Origin of the sequence: Bacteroides sp. (genome assembly GCF_030151085.1) — a bacterium.
GTDB lineage: Bacteria > Bacteroidota > Bacteroidia > Bacteroidales > Bacteroidaceae > Bacteroides.
Window position 1 is genome coordinate 1 of the sequence record NZ_JASLER010000041.1, and the last position, 22073, is coordinate 22073.

Consider the following 22073-nt stretch of genomic DNA (forward strand, 5'->3'; position numbering starts at 1 on the left):
GACCATGCCGCCCATCCCGAGCGCATCATCTACGGTAGTGAATCCTATCCCAAAGAGCTGGCGCAAAACTGGAACCTGGTAGAAAAGCACCCTTACATCATCGGCGATTTTGTTTGGACTGCCATCGATTATATCGGTGAAGCCGGACTGGCACATACTCTGGAACTAGCTCCCGGTGAACATAACCCTCAGTTTATGGATTGGCCTTGGTACAATGCCTGGTGCGGCGACATCGACCTTTGCGGCGACAAGAAACCACAATCCTATTATCGTGATGTCATTTGGCGTCAAAGTCCCATTGCTATGGCGGTACATGCCCCGATAGCTCCCGGCAAAAAGGAAGTGGTAAACGGTTGGGGATGGACTGACGAATACCTCAGCTGGAACTGGAAAGGACTGGAAGGCCAGCCAATGCGTGTAAATGTCTATAGCCGCTCTCCCCAAGTAAAACTATTCCTGAATGGAGAGTTGATAGCCGAGAAAGAAACCAATAAAGATAATTATACCGCAACTTTCGAGGTTCCTTATACTCCGGGGGAACTTACAGCACAAAATTCAGATAAGAAGAGGTCATCCGTAAGCCTGAAAACTACCGGAGCACCCGCTGCCATCCGTTTGGTTGCAGATCGCACACAATTAAACGCATCCTTAGAAGACTTGTCCTTCGTAAAAATCGAGATGGTGGATAAAGATGGGAATGTAGTTCCCGACGCCATTGTCCCTTTGCGAATACAATTGACGGGGAAAGCTACCGTTATAGCTTCCGGCAATGGTGGCTATGACGATATGGAGAGCTTCCGCTCATTGACACCGAAAACTTTCCGCGGTAAAGCAATTGCCATCATTCAACCTACCGGAGAGAAAGGCGATATTCAATTAACGGTTTCTGCCGAAGGACTTGGGGAAGCAACAGTTAGGCTACAAGCAGAGTGATACATAAGTAGCCGTTTATCAGACATTATATTTCAAACATACTTAATACTAATAACACTTATGAAAACATTGGAATTCACACACCGCAGCAGAAGAAGACAATGGCTGCAACGATGGATGCTACTGGGCATTTTGATACTCGGAATAGCCTGGAACGCAAATGCACAATCCTTTACAGTGAAAGGTAAAATCACAGACGAGAAAACAAACGAAGTACTGATGGGCGTCTCCATCATGGAGAAAGGCACGACCAATGGCGCTATCACTGACTTGGACGGTAACTTCATGCTGAAACTCGCTTCGGCAAATGCCAGTCTGAGCATCTCTTACATCGGTTATGTGCCACAAAACATCCCCGTAAATGGGAAAAGTACCCTGAACATTCTTATGAAAGAAGACAGCGAATTGCTAGACGAAGTAGTTATTGTGGGCTATGGCGCACAAAAGAAAGCCACCCTTTCCGGCTCGGTAACCAGTGTAGGCGGAGAGAAACTATCTAAGACACCCGTCACCAACGTGAGTCAGGGCATTGCCGGACGCCTGCCGGGAGTAGTTGCCGTTTCCAACACCTCAGAACCGGGTTATGACGGTGCAACCATTACCGTGCGAGGTGTGAATACCTTCGGTAAAGCCGATCCGCTGGTAGTAGTTGACGGAGTACCCGGACGCTCTTTAGAACGTATCGACCCAAATACCATCGAAACAATGTCCGTCTTGAAAGATGCCTCAGCAGCCATCTACGGTGCACAAGCCGCTAACGGCGTTATCTTGATTACCACCAAACGAGGCAAATCAGGAAAACCGAAGTTGAGCGCTTCCTACAACTACGGCATCACCACTCCTACCGTTATTCCCGAAATGACGAATGCCTCAGAGTATGCCACTTTGATGAACGAGATAGACAAGTACGCCGGCAACAAGCCCCGTTTCTCAGAAACCGATCTGAAGCTTTATGCCGACGGTTCTGATCCTTGGGGACATCCCGACACCGACTGGTTTGGTGAAACCCTGAAGAATTGGTCTTCACAAACATACGCCAATGCTACCATAGACGGTGGTACAGAAAACGTGAAATACTATGTCAGCGTATCTGCCAAAGGTCAGGATGCTTTCTACCGCAACAGCGGTTCCAACTACAACCAGTATGACCTGAAGATGAACCTGGATATGAAAATCAATAAGTACATCGACACATACGTTAATCTGACCGGACGCATGGAAGACCGCAAATACCCCACCCGTTCTTCGGAAAACGTATTCCGCATGCTGATGCGTTCCAAACCGAATTCACCTGCTTACTGGCCCAATGGCTTGCCTGGACCCGATATTGAATTCGGCGATAATCCCGTTGTAATCTGTACCAATCAGACGGGGTATGAAAGAGACAAGCGTTACGTGATAAACGGTGATTTCGGTGTCAATATAAAGGTTCCCCATGTAGAAGGTCTTTCGCTCAAAGCAACCGCTTCACTGGACAAATCCTTCCGTTTCCGTAAAATCTGGCAGAAACCCTGGTATCTGTATTCATGGGACGGCAGTTCCAAAGATGACAACGGGCAACCTCTGCTTGTGAAAGGTAAAAAGGGATTCAGTGACCCACGTCTCACAGAATCGATGGAAGATAACCTGGGCGTATTGCTGAGTGGTATTGCTACTTACAGCCGCACATTTGCAAAGGTTCACGACATCAATGTCCTGGCAGGTGTTGAACGCATTACCAAAGACGGTGACTCTTTCGAAGCTTTCCGCCGTTACTTCCTATCCAGTTCCATCGACCAACTGTTTGCAGGTGGTCAGAGCGAAATGAACAATACGGGTACCGGATATAAAGAAGCCCGTCTGAATTACTTCGGTCGCGTTAACTATGCCTATCAGTCCAAATACCTGGCTGAATTCGTTTGGCGCTACCAAGGTTCGTACATCTTCGACCGGTCTAACAAGTTCGGTTTTTTCCCCGGTGTTTCTTTGGGATATGTCGTTTCAGAAGAAAACTTCTTTAAGAAAGCGTTGCCTTTCATCTCTTTTGCCAAAGTACGCGCATCGTGGGGGCAGACGGGTAACGATATGATAGACCCGTATCAATATCTGGCATCCTATACATTCAATGACCTGATGTTCGTCACCAACAATGGCGGCACGCTCAATCAGGCATTGAAAGAAGGAGTAGCCCCCAATCAGAACGTAACCTGGGAAACCGCCACGCAAAAGAATATCGGTATCGACCTGCAATTCCTGCAAGGCGACCTGGCGCTGACCATCGACTACTTCCACAACAAGCGCACCGATATTCTGTGGAAACGCAACGCTTCCGTACCCTCTACCTCGGGTTTATTGCTACCCGATGAAAACCTGGGCGAAGTACAAAACCAAGGTGTAGACTTTAATATCGACTATCGCAAGCGTTTCAATGACTTCCGCCTGGGTGTAAACCTGAACGGCGTATATGCCCGGAACAAGATACTATTTTGGGACGAAGCAGCCGGAACACCGGATTATCAGAAGTCTACAGGCAGCCCCATCAACTCCGGCCTTTATTACGAAGCTATCGGCATCTTCAAAGACCAGGCAGAAGTGGATGCTTATCCCCATTGGACAGGTGCCCGTCCGGGTGATATCATCTTCAAAGATGTGAATGGCGACGAAGTAATAGACGGCAACGACCGCGTACGCAATGACAAAAGCCGCACTCCCCGCTTCACCGGTGGATTGAATATAGAACTCGGATATAAAGATTTCGACTTGTCTTGTTTGCTGCAAGGTGCCTTTGGCGGTGTATTCTACCAATCCACCGAATCGGGCGACTTCGCCAACTATCTGAAAAGTTTCTACGATAATCGCTGGACGGAAGATAACCCCACCGCTTCTTATCCCCGTACCTACAACCGTAGCAACGAGTACTTTGTCAATCAGCAGAATACCTTTTGGTTGCATAAGACCGACTACGTTCGCTTGAAGAACATCGAACTGGGTTATACCGTACCTGCCATTTGGAGCAAGAAAGTCGGTATAGAGCATCTGCGTGTCTACATCAGTGGCTACAACCTATTGACTTTCAGCCCGGACATGAAGGATTATGACCCGGAGAATACCAGTGGTTCCGGCTATAACTATCCCTTGAATAAAGTAATCAACTTTGGTATCAACCTTACTTTTTAAAACCGAAAGACATGAAACATATTTATAAATTAGTACTGTTGGTGTGCCTCACCCTGACGGCATGCAACGACAACTTCCTGAATGTAGACCCGGTAGACCGCTATTCGGATGCAGTGGTATGGACAGATGAATCGCTGATTACAGCTTTTGTAAACAATATCTATGAAGGGCAGAAATGGGGTTTTCATACGGTTATGCTCTCCTCCCTTTGCGATGAATCGATGGAAGTATGGGCATGGGAAAGTCAACCGGTAGTGATGAGCGAACTTAGCCCGAGCTATCAAGGCATCCTTGCTCCCAACTTTTGGATTATAACCTTCCATAACATCAACTGGAACAATCTTTATAAGAACATACGTGCCTGCAATATCTTCTTCGAAAATGCAGAGAAGTATGCATTGGAAGGTGATGCTGTAGACCGTCTGAAAGGTGAAGTACATTATCTGCGTGCCTACTTCTACTATTGGCTGATGAGCCAATGGGGTGGCGTACCGTTGATTGAGAAATCTTACACGCCAGCCGACGAGTTGCTGGTGGCACGCAATACCTTTGAAGAAACCATCAACTTCATCGTGAAAGACCTGGAAGCTGCCGCCACCGTTCTACCTTTGACCGGAGATAAGGCACGCGCCACCAAAGGAGCTGCTTTGGCACTGAAAGCACGCGTACTGCTCTATGCGGCAAGTGACCTTTATGTCTCTCAATCGAAATGGGCATCGGGTTACAAGAATCCGGAACTGATAGGCTATACCACCGGTGGAGACCGTGCAGAGCGTTGGCGTAAAGCGAAAGAAGCAGCAAAGGAGGTAATGGATTTGGGTATCTATCACCTGTATGGTGAAGCCGGAGGATGGGCTAATACAGACGAAGCTACACAGAACTACGTAAATATCTTCTTATGTCATAATTCGGACGAAGATATCATGGTACAGTATTACGACTTCGTCAATCATAAAAGTGACGACTTCCAATTGCCTCGCGTAGGGTTATTCAACAGTCCGAATGGTTTCCACGGTTGGGGTGGCAATACGCCGACCGGTCAGTTGGTCGATTCATACGAAATGAAGGATGGAAGCAAGTTCAGCTGGTCAAATCCTCAGCAAGCCGCCCGCCCTTACGAGAACAGAGACCCACGATTCTATGCCAGCATTATGTACAACGGTTCGCATTGGCGCCAACGCCCGGACGATGCCATAGCTTCCGACCCGGATGGCATTGTGCAGACTGCTTTCTATCAGCAAGCGGACGGTAGCTATACTGCCGGACTCGATACTCGCCAAGGGCCAATCGAAGACTGGAACGGAACCTATACAGGCTACTATATGCGTAAGTTCCTCGATCCGTCTGTCAATCATCAGTACGACAAGCAGCCTTATCCCTGGCGGCAAATACGTTATGCCGAAGTGTTACTGAACTATGCCGAAGCCTGCCTCGAACTGGGAGAAAACGATGAAGCTCGCCAAACTATCAACCTGATTCGCAAACGTGCCGGCATGCCGGACATCCCGTCTACCGAAACAGGCGATGCACTAATGGAACACTACCGCAATGAAAGAAAGATCGAACTGGCATACGAACAGCACCGCTACTTCGACATCCGCCGATGGATGATTGCCCCCGATGCCATCAAACCTGCTCAAGGAATTGATATCCGATATCCGTATGGTGCCAAAGTACCAACTTATGAGGTTATTCAAGTACAGGAAAGAAAATGGAATGATAAATCTTATCTGATGCCGATTTATTTGGATGAGATGAATAAGAATAATCTATTGATACAGAATCCAGGCTACTAAAATAGGTATGACAATTATATAAAAGCTCAATCATTCGTCTATAAAAACTTCCTATTAGTCGATTTAACAAGTGGTCAGAGTAAACCTTTTCTGTGCAAAACCGTCATAAACATGTGACTTCTAAATGCACAGAAAAATCAATCACTTTTAAATAAAACAGAATTATGAAGAAGCAAATTTTAAGTTTAGCAGTTGCCTTGTTTATCGGTTCGGCAGTATGTATGGCACAGGATAACAGAGGTGGTCGCCCTGATAGAACGCAACGCATTGAGCAGATGGTTACAGAACTGGGATTGAACGAAACCCAAGCTAAAGACTTCAAAGCAGTGATGGAAGAGATGCGTCCCGGCAAAAATGAATCGGGTGAAAGACCTTCGCGTGAAGAAATGGAGAAGAAACGTGACGAGGCAGATGCAAAAATCAAAAAGATTCTGACTGAAGAGCAATATAAGAAATACCAAAGTATGAGATCTCAAAGAGGCGATCGTAGAAAATAAACACTCTGAATTTCCTGCATCTGATACATGCAGAAGAAAGAGGGGACTATAAGAGATAATTCGTTATAGCCCCCTCTCTATTTACATGAGTGTTTGTATTCTATCAACTTTTTCGCAAAGGTACAGCTTACTTAAATATATTCCTGTCTACTTCTACCCCTTGCTGAAAGAAAATAACTTCATATAAAGACTTTTCATCAGAAGAAGCAAATGTAGGTTTTAATGATGGATTCACTGTCTCATAAGGTTGTAATACCTGCACTGATGTACGACCTTGACTTACTCCGTTACAGATTACCTCTATTTCAGTAGGGATTGAAGCCGATAAACCGAAGTTCTGTATTTCAACCTTCAATTCGGCTTTATCTTTATCGTATACCGGACGGCGGGCAGATAACAAAGCCGGTTGGTAATCAACGTATGGTAGACGGGCATAACCGTAAAGCAACTCTCCACTTTTAGTTTTTCCTATCATCTTCGGAGCAAACTCATCGGCAGTGATGCCACTTCCTTTGCCATTGAAAATTACAATTAAATCATTTCCTGAATTCTTTGTCTTCAAAGGTTTGCAACCACGACCGAAGTTCACTTCCGTATAAGAGCCAAAGCGCAGGGAGTTGACGTCTACATCCGTTTGCGGATTAAATCCTTCTTCGGCAGATATCTTCACTTCAATGGTACGTGTAGTGGGGGTAATCTGTTTCTCATTCAATACAGAAAGCAGCATACCTTTATTCAAAGGAATACTGATATTCTTGGAACTATGATTGTCATTGGGTTGATCCTCCCATTTAATTGTGTCAATCACTGCAAAGTTCATCTGAACTGCACGACCACGCACATCTTGGAAAACTTTGGCACGTTCGTACTTAAACCAGTGTTCCACTTCGCCGTCTTTATGGTAAGATACCCCCGGTACGTATGCCTCACCTTGTTCCGTCACCCAATGAACACCGTCTTTGGAACGTTGATAGAAGGCTATACGCCCTAACCAGTCGTTGACAATCAGATGATATTGAAGTTCGTCACGCCATACGACGGGATCTTCGAAATGACCTTCTACTGCCGGATATACTCTTTTATCCGTCAGTTGGAGATAAGGGGAAAGCCCGTCTTTACTAATCCATACACCACCACCACGACACACCATCAGATAGGAATCATCGGGCCGACGGGCGAAAGTTAGATTAGATAATCCTTCAATAATATTGCGGTCGCGCGGGTCGAAGTTGAATTTACCATACGTCCATACGGAACTATCTTCTTTATCTGCCATATAATAACCGTCTATCACATAAACCACAACACGCCCGTCTTTCAGTCGGAAAGCTTCGGGATTATGTCCCTTACCAACAGAATTTTGAATTTTAAAAGGACCGATGGAATTGTCGCATACAGCATGGTAAACGGTTGAGTTTGACCAGAACATGTGACCTTTAGGAGAATTCTCCGGCCAGCCGCACACATATAAATGATATTTTCCATCGGAAGTTTGCAGGATATTGCCACCCCAAAAAGAAATTTCGGGTAGTTCGATACCATTGTCTACATAACGGTTTTGTACACTGTCTGCTCCCCAAATACCTTTGGCCTGAGTGCCGTTGGGCATAGGAAGAAAGCGATCCAGGAAACGGGCACCTTTTACCAGTTGATTCCATTCGGCAGGACGTTCACGTTCAGTGATCTGAGCATGGAGAGAAGCACAAAACAGACCTACACCGATTAAGCATAATAACCTCTTCATTTTTTCTTACTGCATATAATTAAAACTCTACCAAAATTCTGAAGACCTTACCCGGATTGCGCTCCCACTCCTTCATAGCTTCTAAAGCCGTATCGGGTTTTGCAATTCGGGTTATCAACTCTTCTATCGGACAATTTCCATTTTCCAGATAATTAATCACCGCACGAAAGTCCGCCGGCAATGCGTTTCTGGAACCACGGATATCCAGCTCTTTCTGTACAAAATACTTTGTCTGAAAAGCGACTTCACTCTTGGCATATCCGATGCAAACGACACGCCCCGTGAAACCTACTTCGTCCACAGCCATTATGTACGTTGCCGGACTACCAACAGCTTCAATGACTACATCGGCTCCAAAACCTCCGGTCAATGCCTGCATCCGCTCATGCACGTTTTCAGTCTTCGAGTTGATAACGTATGACGCTCCTATTCTTTTTGCCAGACTAAGTTTTTCGTCATCCAAATCGACAGCGATTACCGTTGCTCCCCGTAAAGCAGCACGTACGATAGCGCCTACACCAATCATTCCGCAACCAATGACCATGACGTACTCATTGTCAGTCACCTGACCTCTGGCTACAGCATGAAATCCTACGCTCATCGGTTCAATGAGTGCACAATCACGAGGAGATATCTTTCCGGCAGGAATAATCTTTGTCCAAGGTAATACGGCATATTCACACATCACTCCGTTACGTTGTACCCCCAACGTTTCATTGTGTTCGCAAGCATTGACACGACCATTACGGCAAGATGCACACTTACCACAATTAGTATAGGGGTTCAGCGTTACGTTCATCCCTTTCTCAAAACCGGCAGGTACATCCACACCTATCTCTTCAATTACCGCTCCTACCTCATGTCCGGGAATTACGGGGAGTTTCACCATCGGATTACGTCCCAGATATGTATTCAAGTCCGAGCCACAAAAGCCCACATACTTTATCTTTACCAACACTTCACCGGCACCAACAACCGGCTTTTCCAATTCAACCACCTGCATTTCCGAGGGGTTGACAATCTGAACAGCTTTCATCATTATATTTGAAATAAATTTATTAATCAATTACCTTATATCCTTTCCATCCATAATAGGCACAGAAGACGAAACAAATCATCGGTATGCCGTATGCCATATAGTAGACTTGCTCATGGGCATGCATAAAGTAAGCCGTCAGTTGTGGAAGACAGGCATTACCCACGATGGCCATAACCAAGAAGGCAGCCCCGCTCTTTGTCTGCTCGCCCAGCCCTTTTAAAGCCAATGAGAATTGGGTGGGATACATGATAGACATAAAGAAAGAAATAGCCAGCATAGCATACAGCCCTACCATTCCCCCACACACCATAACAACTCCACACAACAGGATATTGAGCAAAGCATAAACAAGCAGCATATCCTGCGGACGGAATTTTACCATCAAGCCCGTACCTATCCAGCGTCCGGCAAGAAATGCAAGCATATACAAGCCGAAGAAAGTGGTTGCAGCATCTTCCGGCAATCCGGCATAGGTACAACAATACACCAGGAAAAGACTATTTATGGCAGTTTGTCCACCATTATAGAAGAACTGTGCAATCACACCCCAACGCACATGCGAACGCTTCAATACATCGAAATCAATCAGCTTTTCTTTCTTGCCCGAACCCGAAGAAGTATATGTTCCTTCATCGCCTATCGCAGGAAGTTTGGAGAATACAAAAACAACGGCAATCACAATCAGCAGTAATGCCAAGATCAGATAAGGCAGTTTCATAGCATCCGTCTCCAACTGTATATAGGCTTGCCAGCCTCCCGGATAATCAAGAGGAAGGGTATCGCGTGTATAATGCGTTCCGCTAAGAATGAGTTTGCTCAGGAACATGGCGGCAATAAAAGCACCGAGTCCGTTAAAGGACTGTGCCAGATTCAGTCTTCGGGGAGCAGTGTCGGCAGCTCCTAAAGCAGTGACATACGGATTGGCAGCCGTTTCAAGGAAACACATGCCGGTAGCAATAATAAAGAAAATGCAGAGGTAAGCCCAATATTCTTTCAGCATGGCAGCCGGGAAGAAAAGTAACCCGCCGATAGCAGCCAATATCAGACCGAAGATAATACCGGCCTTATAGCTGTAGCGTTTCATAAACATGGCTATCGGAATAGGGAAAATAAAATAGGCAAGCCAATAGGCAGTCTCGGTAAAGGAGGCTTCAAACGTATTCAGTTCGCAAGTCTTCATCAGTTGCCTTATCATAGTAGGCAGCAAGTTGCTGCTGATTGCCCACAGAAAGAAAAGGCAAAAGACAAGTGCTAAAGGGATAGTATATTTATTTTGTTTCATGGTATTGATTTGTTCCTGATTTATTCAGACATATTTTTAATATACGGCAGTACCGGGAGGTCAGATAAACCATAGAAGTTCCGTGCATTTTCTCCCAGGAAAAGCTGCTTTTCATGCTCGGTAAGCTCCGAAGATTTCGTGACGAAGTCGTAAGACATCCTGTAAGTAATGGCGGTGATGGTACGGGGATAGTCCGAACCCCACATCAGCTTTTCCATTCCTACTAATTCAGCCGCCTCACGAATGGCTTTCACTGCTCCTGTGAACGGGTAGAACTCTTCATTGAACAGCCAGGTAATTCCTCCCGATTCTATCCTCACATTGGGATGACGCGCCAGGCGGATTTGTTCTTTCCAATCAGGACGTGTTACCATTCCGAAGTGACCTATAGCTATTCTCAACCGGGGACACTCCTGAATAACCTCTTCCATTTCAGAAACTTGTGTTGCCCCGTCTGCTAGGTCAATAGAAAGCATTACACCCTGTTCTTCCATATAGTGAAACATTTGCATCATCTCTTCACTGTTCAGCATCACCCGTCCCTCTTTCAGTAACAAGCGTTGAGCAGGTATCTTGATGGCTTTGAAGCCTCTTGCTATCAGTTCCTTTGCCTGAGCGAAGAATCCCGGTTTACGAAATTCGCACATGCCACAAACAAAGAAACGGTTGGGATAACGGGATACTACTTCCTCCAGATAGTCATTCTGAATACCATCAATGTACTCTTGCGTAATGACAGCAGCAGCCACTTGGGCATAATCCATATTCGAGAGAAAAACTTCCGCACTATTCACTCCATCCGTCATAAACGGAGGAACCATCTGGCGAACTTCACCCATAAACAATGAACGGCCTTGCTCCAAAGTACGAATAGGCAAACCGTCTACCTCCGTATCCTGGCGCAGCCACAAATGGGCATGTGCATCAATGATTGTGTAATCCATAGGAGCAGTCTATTTATGAATTTGCCCAGCTTACACGCTGTTGGTCTCCAATAATATCTTGTACTTCACGAACAAGCTCCCAGTCGATAGGCTCATCGATAAAAGCAACATTCTTCTTCACATTCTGCGGATTGGCCGTACTGAAGAGTGTAGTGGCAATTCTCGGATTGCTTACTGAGAACTGCATAGCCAGCTTCTCGATAGGATAGTTTTTAGCTTTGCAATGCTCCATTGCTTTGACGCACGCTTCTACCAATTCTTTGGGTGCCGGATGCCATGCCGGAACACCGCGTTCGGTCAACAAACCCATTGAAAGCGGAGAGGCATTGATGATACCGATGCCTCTTTCTTCGAAATAATCCAAGAAATCAGATAGCTTGTCGTCACATAAACAGTAGTGGCAGAAGTTAAGGATAGATTCTACTGTGCCGTTTTCAGTATGGTCAATCACCCATTTCAAATTTTCAAGTTGTAAGTCGGTTATACCTACATGCCCTACTACACCTTTTTTTCGGAGTTCAACCAAAGCCGGTAGTGTTTCGCTAACCACCTGGTTTAAATCGGCAAATTCAATGTCATGCACATTAATCAAGTCGATAAAATCAATGTGCAAGCGCTCCATACTTTCGTATACACTCTCTGTTACACGCCTTGTGGAATAATCCCAGGTATTTACACCGTTCTCACCATAGCGTCCTACTTTAGTAGAAAGATAATAACGGTCGCGAGGGATATCTTTCAGTGCTTTTCCCAATACAGCCTCAGCTTTATAGTGCCCGTAATAAGGGGAAACATCTATAAAATTCATTCCTGCTTCGATAGCTGCAAAAACAGCTTCAATGCCTTCTTTCTCTTTGATATCATGGAAAACTCCCCCCAACGAAGAAGCTCCGAAACTAAGGGAAGATACCTTCATCCCTGTTTTGCCGATTTCATGGTACTGCATATTTCTCAGATTTTAATTTGTTTTGCTTGTGACAAAAGTAGGAAGGAAACGAATCCGATAGAGCTGACACCTTGCAAAAAACAAACGTAACGGTTTACGTAAAAAAACTAATCTTATATACTGCATTTAGGATTGAATTTTGTTCCTTTGTAAATGAATCTAAAACAAGACTATTTCATGAAAAGCCAGAAACATACTTCACTCAAAGATATTGCCCGGGAACTGGGTGTATCCATCCCTACCGTTTCGAGGGCACTGAAAGATAGTCCTGAAATCAGTCGTGAACTTTGCGCCAAAGCCAAGGAACTGGCCAAAGAGATGAACTACCGCCCCAACCCCTTTGCACTAAGTCTGCGAAAGAATGCACCACGCATCATTGGGGTGGTTGTACCGGATATTGTAACTCACTTCTTCTCGTCCATTTTGAATGGAATAGAGAATATGGCAATCCGCAATGGATACTTTGTGATCATCACAACCTCGCATGAATCTTACGAAAATGAAAAGAGAAACATAGAGAATCTAGTCAATATGCGGGTAGAAGGGATTATAGCCTGTTTGTCTCAAGAAACCACAGATTATTCCCATCTCACCGCTCTGAAAGATATTAACATGCCACTTATTTTGTTCGATCGTGTCTGTCTGACCGACCAGTTTTCTTCGGTAGTGGCAGATGGCGAACATTCAGCACAAATAGCCACTCAACATCTCTTGGATAACGGTAGCAAACGGATTGCCTTTATCGGTGGAGCCAACCATCTGGATATTGTGAAGAAGCGGAAACACGGTTATCTGGAAGCACTGCGCAGCAATCACATTCCTATCGAAAAAGAATTAGTAGTGTGCAGAAAGATAGATTATGAAGAAGGGAAAATCGCTACAGAAACCTTATTGTCTCTTCCCAACCCACCCGATGCCATCCTTGCCATGAACGATACATTGGCTTTTGCAGCTATTGAAGTTATCAAAAGCCACGATCTGCATATACCGGATGATATAGCCATCATAGGATATACCGATGAGCAGCATGCCAATTATATTGAACCTAAACTATCGGCCATATCCCACCAAACCTATAAAATGGGAGAAACAGCCTGTCAACTTTTGATAGAGCAAACTAAAGGGAACAAGACTATCAAGCAAGTGATAGTTCCTACACAACTGCAAGTAAGGGAGAGTTCGATAAGGAAGCGCTGAACTCCTATGTGCTTCTTTGATTTTTTGCCATCGCATTGGCAAAGCCTTGCCAATACAATGGCAGGAACTGATGTATTAGAAGAAAAAGTGTATCTTTGCCCTTGAAAACATAATCGTATTACTATGAAAAGTTTTTTTTATACTATCATACCAATATACCGGCATCGTATAGAAAGTATAAAACGTCTATTTCTCCTTGTTATATTCTTAGTAGTGACTCTTTGTCACACTTATGGCAATGATTTCCAATTCATCACTATCAATACCACACAAGGATTGAGCGACAATCAGATACGCTATATCTTCCAGTTGCCCGACGGCAGAATGACCTTTACCACCACTGGAAGCATTAACCTATACGACGGCGCACACTTCACCAATCTCCATCGTACGTCTGAAGACATTTATCCACTAAAGCAATACGACGGTTTCTACCACTTCTATCTCAGCTCCGATTCATTACTATGGATCAAAGACTACCGCCGACTGATGTGCATTGACTTATGCAAGCAACAATATATCACCAACCTGAACTCCTATTTTCAAGAGAAAGGAATTGAGAAGCCTATAGATGATATGTTTGTAGATGCCGGAGGACGAATCTGGTTGATAACCGATGAGAGGCTGCTACAACAAGACCTCAAATTTAATCTTCAGCTGTCCCCCAATCAAGGAAAAGTACAAGATTTGGCAACAGATGCTGACTCTTTATACCTGTTCTTTAATACCGGAGAGGTAGTCTGTTATCATCTCAAAACAAAGAAACAGCTCTATATTAAAGCAGCTTATCCTAAAGAAGAAAGGGGAGAATTCGGAAATACCTCGCTTGTAGTCCACGCTAAGAAGGGATTTTACCAATTGCGGAATGGTTCCAAAGGAGGCTTCTTTCATTTCGACACACGACAACAAACGTGGACCAAAATCATGGAAAAGGATTACACACTGAACACTTTAATCATTTCTACCGATCATAAAGCATACATCAGCTGTGTCCGTGGCCTTTGGATTATGGACCTTGACAAAGGAACGCAGCAATATCTGCCTTCACTCAAAACGCAAAAAGGAAATATTCCGGCTACAGAAATAAGTACTGTCTTTCAAGACCGGCAAGGAGCTTTGTGGTTAGGAACATTCAATCGGGGATTACTTTACTATCACCCTGCCATGTACAAACTGATACATATAGACCGGAAAGCATTCCCGGTATCTGCCGAAGAGGATATAGCTGTTACTCATTTTGCGGAAGACAAGGAGGGCAACCTATATATCAAAGAACGTTCTGCCATCTACAAATTGGATATTCAAGAAAATGGAGTCCGAAGACTTTTACCGATCACTTCCCTCCCCCATTCCACTTCTTTTCAGAACAAAACTTATACAACCCTCCGCAAAGATAGTCGGGGATGGACTTGGGTAGGAACACCAGATGGGCTGGAACTCTACAACGATGACACGCAGACCGAACCCCGACGTTTTTATCGTGAAGATGGTTTAACTAATAACTTTGTACAAGCTATTCTCGAAGACCGGCAACACAGAATATGGGTTACTACCAGTAACGGCATATCCCAACTCAGCATTGACCCAAAGACTCTACAGATCACCATCACTAATTACAACCAACGCGATGGAGCCTTGGAAGGAGAATATATAGCAAACTCCGCTTTCGAATCGAGCAACGGAACACTTTACTTTGGAGGGGTCGATGGGTTTACAATCCTCACTTCAGACAACTCTTACAACACCCCCAGCCTACCTTACCAACCCATCTTTACCGCTTTTTATCTGCATGGCGAAAGAATCATCCCTGCTAAAGCCTATAATGAACAGATTATACTCCCCCAAGCTACCGCCTATACCCGTAAAATTTCATTGGAATACAATCAGAACTTTATCACCTGTGAATTCTCCGCACTGAATTACTTCAACCCGGAACGCACTTACTACCGTTATCAACTGGAAGGAATCGACTCGGACTGGCTTTCCACCACCAGTAACAAGGAGAGCAACGGCATCTTGCAAGTATCTTATACCAACCTGCCTCCGGGAAACTATACTCTTAAAGTAATGTCTTCGAACAATGCAACCCGATGGGCCGACCGGCAGATAACCAAAGTTAGCATCATTATTCATGCCCCTTGGTGGAAAACCAATATGGCATATACCGTTTATGTGATTCTTATATTGACCTTGATCTATGTTAGCATCCGCCTTTACATCAATCGGACCCAAAAAGAAGTAGAGCGACGACATAAAGAAGAGATTCTATTACTTCGCATCCGAAATTTGATAGAACAATGCAACCGTTATGAAACCGAACAAAAAGCATATCCGCAGGAGAAGCCTACTCTATCAACTATAAAAGAAGAAGAGCCTCAGCCTAATGAAGAAAACTCCTTCCTTACCCAAGCCATCGAACAGGTAGAAAAGAACTTGCATGTTCCCGGGTATTCGGTAGAGCAACTGAGCCGTGACCTCTGTATGGAGCGTACGGGGCTTTACCGCAAGTTGGTTGCTCTACTCGACCAGTCGCCCAGTCTGTTTATCCGCAACATCCGCCTGCAACGAGCCGCACAATTGATTCTTGAAAACAACCTCAGCATCACCGAAATTGCCGAACTCACCGGTTTCAGCAGTACCAGTTATTTGAGTAAATGTTTTCAGGAGATGTATGGTTGCCGCCCCTCTGAATACGCTGCACAACAACAGAAATCAACCTGATTGTTGTTCGTTTCAACATAGTTGTTGCTGTTCTGATAGTCTCTGCACCTACCTTTGCAGGGTAAAAATGAAAACACATTAAAAGACCATGAAAATGAATCTTAGTAGAAAAGCCGTTATATTGCTGGCTTGTGCAACAATGATTGCAACCACCCTTTGCACAGCACAGAATGTGCAACGCACCGGGCAAGGCGTCAAGTGCTCCACCCAAGGAATGGACATTAGCGTAAGCTTTTATTCACCTTCCATTGTCCGCGTTTATAAAACTCCCGAAGGCAAAACCTACAACAAGGAAAGTCTCGTTGTAACCAAATCGCCCGAAACTACTCCGATTGAAGTATCGCAGGAAGGTGGACTGTATGCTCTGGAATCTTCGCAGTTGAAAGTGCTCGTCAACCCCGTTACCGGAGGTATCAGTTTCTATACTCCCGATGGCAAAGAGTTACTTAAAGACAAAGACTATGGCACCTCCTTTGCCGCAAAGGACGATGCAGGTACTCCCTCCTATCAGGTAAGAGGTTCATTCCTGTTGGATAAAGACGAACCCATCTATGGTGTCGGTCAGGTAATGGATGGCAAACTCAATCGCCGCAACTCCATGCACCACATGCAAAACGAGAACATGTTCACTTACTCCCCCTACTTCATGTCACCCGCAAAAGGCTACGCCGTGTATTGGGACAATTACTCCATTTCCGAGTTCGTCGATACCCCGCAGGAATTGGCATTTGAGAGCCTGGGACATTGTGCCGATTATTACTTTATGTACGGCAGTACTCCCGATCAAGTCATTGCCGAAGTCCGAGACCTCACAGGACGTGCCCCGATGCTTCCGTTATGGAGTTACGGTTTCTTCCAAAGCAAAGAACGCTATCATACCCAGGAAGAAAACCTCAATGTACTGAAAGAATTCCGCAAACTGCAAATTCCTATCGACTGTATGATTCAAGACTGGCGTTACTGGGCGGAATATCAGAAAACCGACAGTGCCTGGAACTCCCACAGCTTCGACCCCGAACGTTTCCCCGAACCCAAGAAATGGGCTGATGAGATACACCGCCTGAATGCCAAACTAATGATTGTAGCCTGGCCCGGCTTCGGTCCTAAAACCGAACAGCGCAAAGAGTTCGATTCCAAAGGTATGATTATCAACTTCGACACCTGGCCGCCCAACAGTGGTACCCGTCCCTACGATGCCTATAACTCTGAAGCCAGAGATATCTATTGGAAATACCTCAATAAAGGTATTTTCAGTTACATCGGCAACGATGGCTGGTGGCTGGATTCTACAGAACCCGACCATATCAACCGTAAAGATTCCGATTACGACCTGCCTACTGCATTGGGTTCTTATCGTAGTGTAAAGAATGCTTTCTCTTTAATGCATAATGCCGGCATCGCTTCACACCAGAAAGCAAATAATCTGAACAAACGTGTAGTCATCCTCACGCGTTCAGGTTTCATCGGTCAGCAACGCTATGGCTCTAATACTTGGAGTGGTGACGTAGTCTCTACCTGGGACATGCTGGAAAAACAAATTCCTGCAGCACTGAACTACACCCTTATGGGCATTCCCAACTGGAACAGTGACATAGGCGGATTCTTTGCCGGACGCTGGAACCAGGAAGGCGGTCCTAAGAACCCCAAATATCAAGACTTATATGTACGTTGGATGCAATTCGGCACATTCTGCCCCATGATGCGTTCACACGGTACAGAGTTACCCCGTGAAATATGGAACTTCGGCAAGCGTGGTGACTGGTGCTTCGATGCCCAAGAAAAAATGATTAAGTTGCGTTATCGACTGTTACCTTATATATATAGTACTTCATGGGATGTATCAAGTAATGACGGTACTTTTATGCGTCCATTGCTGATGGACTTCACTGCCGATAAGAAAACCTACGAGGTAGGTGGTGAATATCTCTTCGGTCGCTCTATATTGGTAGCACCCGTCACCCGTCCGGAAGTAACGGAATGGTCTGTTTATCTGCCCGAAGGAGCTGATTGGTGGGATTTCTGGAACAACCAGAAACAACAAGGCGGACAAACCGTGAATCGTGCTGTGACCAAAGACATCCTGCCGGTATATATCAAGGCCGGAAGCATTCTGCCTTTCGGTCCGCAAGTTCAATACTCCACAGAAAAGAACTGGGACAACCTCGAAATTCGCATCTACCCCGGTGCCGACGGTATGTTTACACTGTATGAAGACGAGAATGATAACTACAATTACGAAAAAGGTATGTACTCCACCATCCATTTTGAGTGGAATGACAAAAACCGCAATTTGACGATAGAAGACCGTCAGGGAGAATATCCCGGTATGTTGAAAAACCGCAAGTTCAAGGTGATATTGGTGAATCAGAAATCGGGAACAGGAGATGCACCAATGAAAGGGGGAAAGAGTGTTAACTATTCAGGAAAGAAGACGATAATCAAATTCTAGATCTCCATCCTTACTCATACTCAAAATTAATACAACTCAACATCCAGCTATCAATATATTACGATAGCTGGATGTTTTTTATAATTTTCCATCATTGTATTGTCTTTAATATACTACTATATGCAGAGAAACATCAACAAATTGGAAAGTAAACAATAAAAATATTATATTTGCAATATCAACCATATATTGCCATGAATCGACTACTCGGACTACTCATCGTGTTGTTGTTTTCTACCCTGTTTTATCAGCCAGCAGAAGCACAGAATAATCCTTATAAAATTGATGATAAGCTATATGCTTACTATCAGAAGTGTAGTTCATACGTCAATAAACCAGTAGTGTTGGCTATGGCAGATACTCTGTTCGAAAGTGCTACGCAAACTAAAGACGACAAGGCACAATGTCTGGCATTACATCTCAAAGTTGATTATTACTATTATGCAGACAGTTTGGAAGCCCTATTGCGCGAGAATCAAAATATTGCCGATTTTGCACGCCACACACAACATCAGCAGTACATATTCAGTGCGTGGAACCGCATTATTTCCTACTACATACAGCATCATGACAGCGAACAGGCGCTACGAGAATTAAAACAATATCAAGACGAAGCACTACGCCTCAATAATTCGTATGGTATTGCTCGTAGTTATATTCGTATGGGTGAACTTTATCAGTCATTGAACAACGATCTCGCTATCACACAGTTTGAAAATGCCATAGATTATTACAAAAACATCGGTGAGACTAAAGACATTTCTTATCCTTACAACCGTCTTGGCTATTGTTATCTTAATAAGAAAGACTTGAAAACAGCCGAGAAATATGCATTGCAATCATTGGTATCCGCCCAAGTTGCAGCTCATAAAATAAGCGCTTATTCTATTCTATTAAAAATTTATATCGAAGCCCATAAATTTAATAAAGCCAGTCTATATAAAAAATTACTTGATGATCTCAACGCAAAGAAACTACTTATAGGAGCTAATAAAAGCAGCTATATTATTGGGGTTACCGACTATTATATTGCCTCAAAGCAATGGGACAAAGCACTCGTTTATGTAGACTCTATTGAAAATCCGATTGCACAAGCCGAGTATCAAGCAAAAATTTTCTTAGAACAAAAGAATTTTGAGAAAGCTTACAACTACATCAGTTTAAAAAACAAGCTATCCGACTCCATTATACAAGCTGCCAATACAGAAGTGCTTGCTGCATACAACGCTCGTTTCAACAATCAGACTTTGGAAATGGAGAAGAATCGCCTTGAGGTGCAACACCAACAGGAAGAATTACAGCGGATAGCTTTAGAAACCCGAGAGAAACAACGTAACTTTATTGTTCTTATCATCATATTATTGATGACAAGTGGTTTCTCTCTAGTCTATGCCATCAGTCGCCGTCGTTCTGCACACCGTCTACAGGCAGAAAAGCAGCTGGCCGAAGAAGCTTGCCGCCGCGCCGAAACCGCCGATCGGTTGAAGACTGTCTTCCTACAAAATATTAGTCATGAAATACGTACTCCGCTCAATGCCATTGTAGGATTCAACGACTTACTGAACGGTAACGAAAATATTGAATTAGAACCGGAAGAACGAGCAGAACTTCTCAGCAGTATTCATCGGAATACCGAACTTCTACTGACATTGGTTAATGATGTCCTCGATCTCAGTTCTTTGGATAGTGGCAACTATCAGCTATCTCTCAACTCAACAAATATAGAAGAACTATGCAGACACACTTTGACAAATATGACCGCCAAAGTCCCTACAGGAGTTTCACTGGGATTAGAGGCATCTCCCACTAATCTTATTATCACGACAGATGCCTCATGTCTGCAACAAATACTAATGAATCTTCTAGAAAATGCCTGCAAATATACAGAGCATGGCAAAATTATCCTCTCTTATAAAACTGATTCGGAGAAAGTAACCTTTTCGGTTACCGACAATGGTTGTGGTATTTCTCCAGACAATGCAGAGATTATCTTCCAACGCTACGAAAAGCTGGATAGCTTCAAACCGGGCTTTGGTATAGGTCTCAGTATCTGCCGAAGTATCGCGACATTGTTGAATGGGCACATCTATCTGGATACCACCTATACTCAAGGCGCTCGATTTGTATTGGAAATTCCACTTTTAAATAACACTTTGATTACTATGTAATTTTTTCAGCCTCAGCAAAGCCTCTATATAGTAATAATCTGCATAGATAATAGATGCATCTATCTCAGATCCGGCAGGCCAGTGTCCTGTGGAATGAAGTAAGAACGACGGTTTTGACTTACCACTCTGATATTTATCAGAACTAAGACTAATCAACATCTTCACCGCAGCATCTTTATATTCGGTGGCTTTCTCAACGGGAAGATAAGTAGAAAGTTCCAATAGCGCGGAAGCTACTATGGCAGCAGCAGAAGCGTCACGAGGAGCACTAGGAATAGACGGATCATCGAAGTCCCAATATGGCACGTAGTCTGCCGGCAAGTTTTGGAGATAGACATCCGTAATCTTTTGCACAAAATCAAGGTAACGCGTATCTTTCGTTTCCCGGTAAACGGTAGTAAATCCATAGATGCCCCATGCCTGTCCGCGAGCCCACATCGTATTATCAGCATATCCCTGGTGGGTACATCCACGAAGGAAATCTCCCGTCAAGGTGTCATACACAGCTACATGATAAGAAGTATAATCCGGGCGAAACTGGTATTTCATTGTTTTGTCAGCATGGGCAATAGCGATATCGGATAAATAAGGATTACCGCCATTCTTGGCAGCCCAGAACAACATTTCCAGATTTATCAGATTATCCATAATCGTATTATGTCCTCCAAACATCTCAACATTGCGCGGCCAGGAAAGAATAGTGCCAACACGAGGATTGAACAAGGTTGCAAGAGTATCAGCTGTATTCAGAATTACTTGTTTGTATTCGGGATTCTGCGTCAGACGATAGCCATTCCCATAGCTGCAAAAAATGAGGAAACCTAAATCATGGTCGAATGCCGGAGTTTCGGAAAGGAACTTCAAAGAGGAAGTGAATTTCTCCGCTTCTTCTTTAATCTTCTCGTCACCGGTAGCTTCATAATCGTACCACAAGATGCCGGGCCAGAAACCACTGCACCACTCATCCTTGGTAGCCTTGCGACAATGCCAGGTAGTGAGGCTGTCCATAATATTACGAGGCATCATAGTATAATCAATGTTGCCATCGTTTCCTTTCAACTCAGTCAAAGTGCGATGTACCTGAGTATCGCAGTAATCGAGTGCCTTGTCCACATTGAATTCATCTTTCGACGTGGAGCAAGCTGCAAGCAGGCATAATCCCAAACCTGCTAATAAAGTTTTTGTCTTCATATAATATGTT

At 44.3% G+C, this 22073-nt stretch carries 14 protein-coding genes; 8 read left to right on the forward strand and 6 right to left on the reverse strand.

The genetic code is table 11. From position 1 onward, the window contains the following. The 4 genes from Q1W14_RS07685 to Q1W14_RS07700 all read left to right on the forward strand — a co-directional run. A partial coding sequence (locus tag Q1W14_RS07685) for a DUF4982 domain-containing protein (RefSeq protein WP_300700405.1) occupies positions 1-933 on the forward strand: 933 nt, incomplete at its 5' end. A 60-nt stretch (positions 934-993) separates the two neighbouring features. Continuing rightward, complete coding sequence (locus Q1W14_RS07690; RefSeq protein ID WP_300700407.1) at positions 994-4089, forward strand: TonB-dependent receptor; 3096 nt, start codon at positions 994-996, stop codon at positions 4087-4089. An 11-nt stretch (positions 4090-4100) separates the two neighbouring features. After that, positions 4101-5885: a RagB/SusD family nutrient uptake outer membrane protein gene (locus Q1W14_RS07695; protein WP_300700409.1), complete on the forward strand. Its 1785-nt coding sequence runs from the start codon at positions 4101-4103 to the stop codon at positions 5883-5885. A gap of 164 nt (positions 5886-6049) precedes the next feature. Continuing rightward, positions 6050-6382 carry a Spy/CpxP family protein refolding chaperone gene (locus Q1W14_RS07700; protein ID WP_300700410.1) on the forward strand — a complete coding sequence of 111 codons (333 nt, stop codon included), beginning with the start codon at positions 6050-6052 and terminating at the stop codon, positions 6380-6382. Between the two features lie 127 nt (positions 6383-6509). Here the strand turns inward: Q1W14_RS07700 and Q1W14_RS07705 are convergent, their stop codons facing one another. From Q1W14_RS07705 to Q1W14_RS07725, 5 genes are read right to left on the reverse strand one after another with little or no spacing between them, the layout of a single operon-like run. Next, on the reverse strand, positions 6510-8126 hold the full coding sequence (locus Q1W14_RS07705) for a glycoside hydrolase family protein (protein WP_300700412.1): 1617 nt from the start codon (positions 8124-8126) through the stop codon (positions 6510-6512). 19 nt (positions 8127-8145) lie between these two features. Beyond that, positions 8146-9162: a zinc-binding alcohol dehydrogenase family protein gene (locus tag Q1W14_RS07710; protein WP_300700434.1), complete on the reverse strand. Its 1017-nt coding sequence runs from the start codon at positions 9160-9162 to the stop codon at positions 8146-8148. A gap of 22 nt (positions 9163-9184) precedes the next feature. Further along, complete coding sequence (fucP, locus tag Q1W14_RS07715; RefSeq protein WP_300700413.1) at positions 9185-10447, reverse strand: L-fucose:H+ symporter permease; 1263 nt, start codon at positions 10445-10447, stop codon at positions 9185-9187. 20 nt (positions 10448-10467) lie between these two features. Then, a complete protein-coding gene (locus Q1W14_RS07720) occupies positions 10468-11391 on the reverse strand; it encodes an amidohydrolase (RefSeq protein WP_300700415.1) in 924 nt (307 codons plus the stop codon). A gap of 13 nt (positions 11392-11404) precedes the next feature. Beyond that, on the reverse strand, positions 11405-12337 hold the full coding sequence (locus Q1W14_RS07725; protein WP_300700417.1) for an aldo/keto reductase: 933 nt from the start codon (positions 12335-12337) through the stop codon (positions 11405-11407). A 177-nt stretch (positions 12338-12514) separates the two neighbouring features. Here Q1W14_RS07725 and Q1W14_RS07730 point away from each other — a divergent pair, with 177 nt between their 5' ends. The 4 genes from Q1W14_RS07730 (at position 12515) to Q1W14_RS07745 (ending at position 20872) form a co-directional block, all read left to right on the forward strand. Continuing rightward, positions 12515-13534, forward strand: coding sequence for a LacI family DNA-binding transcriptional regulator (locus Q1W14_RS07730; protein ID WP_300700418.1), 1020 nt, complete (start codon positions 12515-12517; stop codon positions 13532-13534). 123 nt (positions 13535-13657) lie between these two features. Beyond that, positions 13658-16255, forward strand: coding sequence for a two-component regulator propeller domain-containing protein (locus tag Q1W14_RS07735; protein ID WP_300700420.1), 2598 nt, complete (start codon positions 13658-13660; stop codon positions 16253-16255). 94 nt (positions 16256-16349) lie between these two features. Continuing rightward, positions 16350-18704, forward strand: coding sequence for a TIM-barrel domain-containing protein (locus tag Q1W14_RS07740; RefSeq protein ID WP_300700422.1), 2355 nt, complete (start codon positions 16350-16352; stop codon positions 18702-18704). Between the two features lie 194 nt (positions 18705-18898). After that, positions 18899-20872, forward strand: a complete 1974-nt coding sequence (locus Q1W14_RS07745) for a HAMP domain-containing sensor histidine kinase (RefSeq protein ID WP_300700424.1) — start codon at positions 18899-18901, stop codon at positions 20870-20872. Here the strand turns inward: Q1W14_RS07745 and Q1W14_RS07750 are convergent. After that, positions 20846-22063: a glycoside hydrolase family 88 protein gene (locus tag Q1W14_RS07750; RefSeq protein WP_300700426.1), complete on the reverse strand. Its 1218-nt coding sequence runs from the start codon at positions 22061-22063 to the stop codon at positions 20846-20848. The two genes, Q1W14_RS07745 and Q1W14_RS07750, sit on opposite strands and share 27 nt — an antisense overlap. Between the last annotated feature and the right edge of the window lie 10 nt (positions 22064-22073).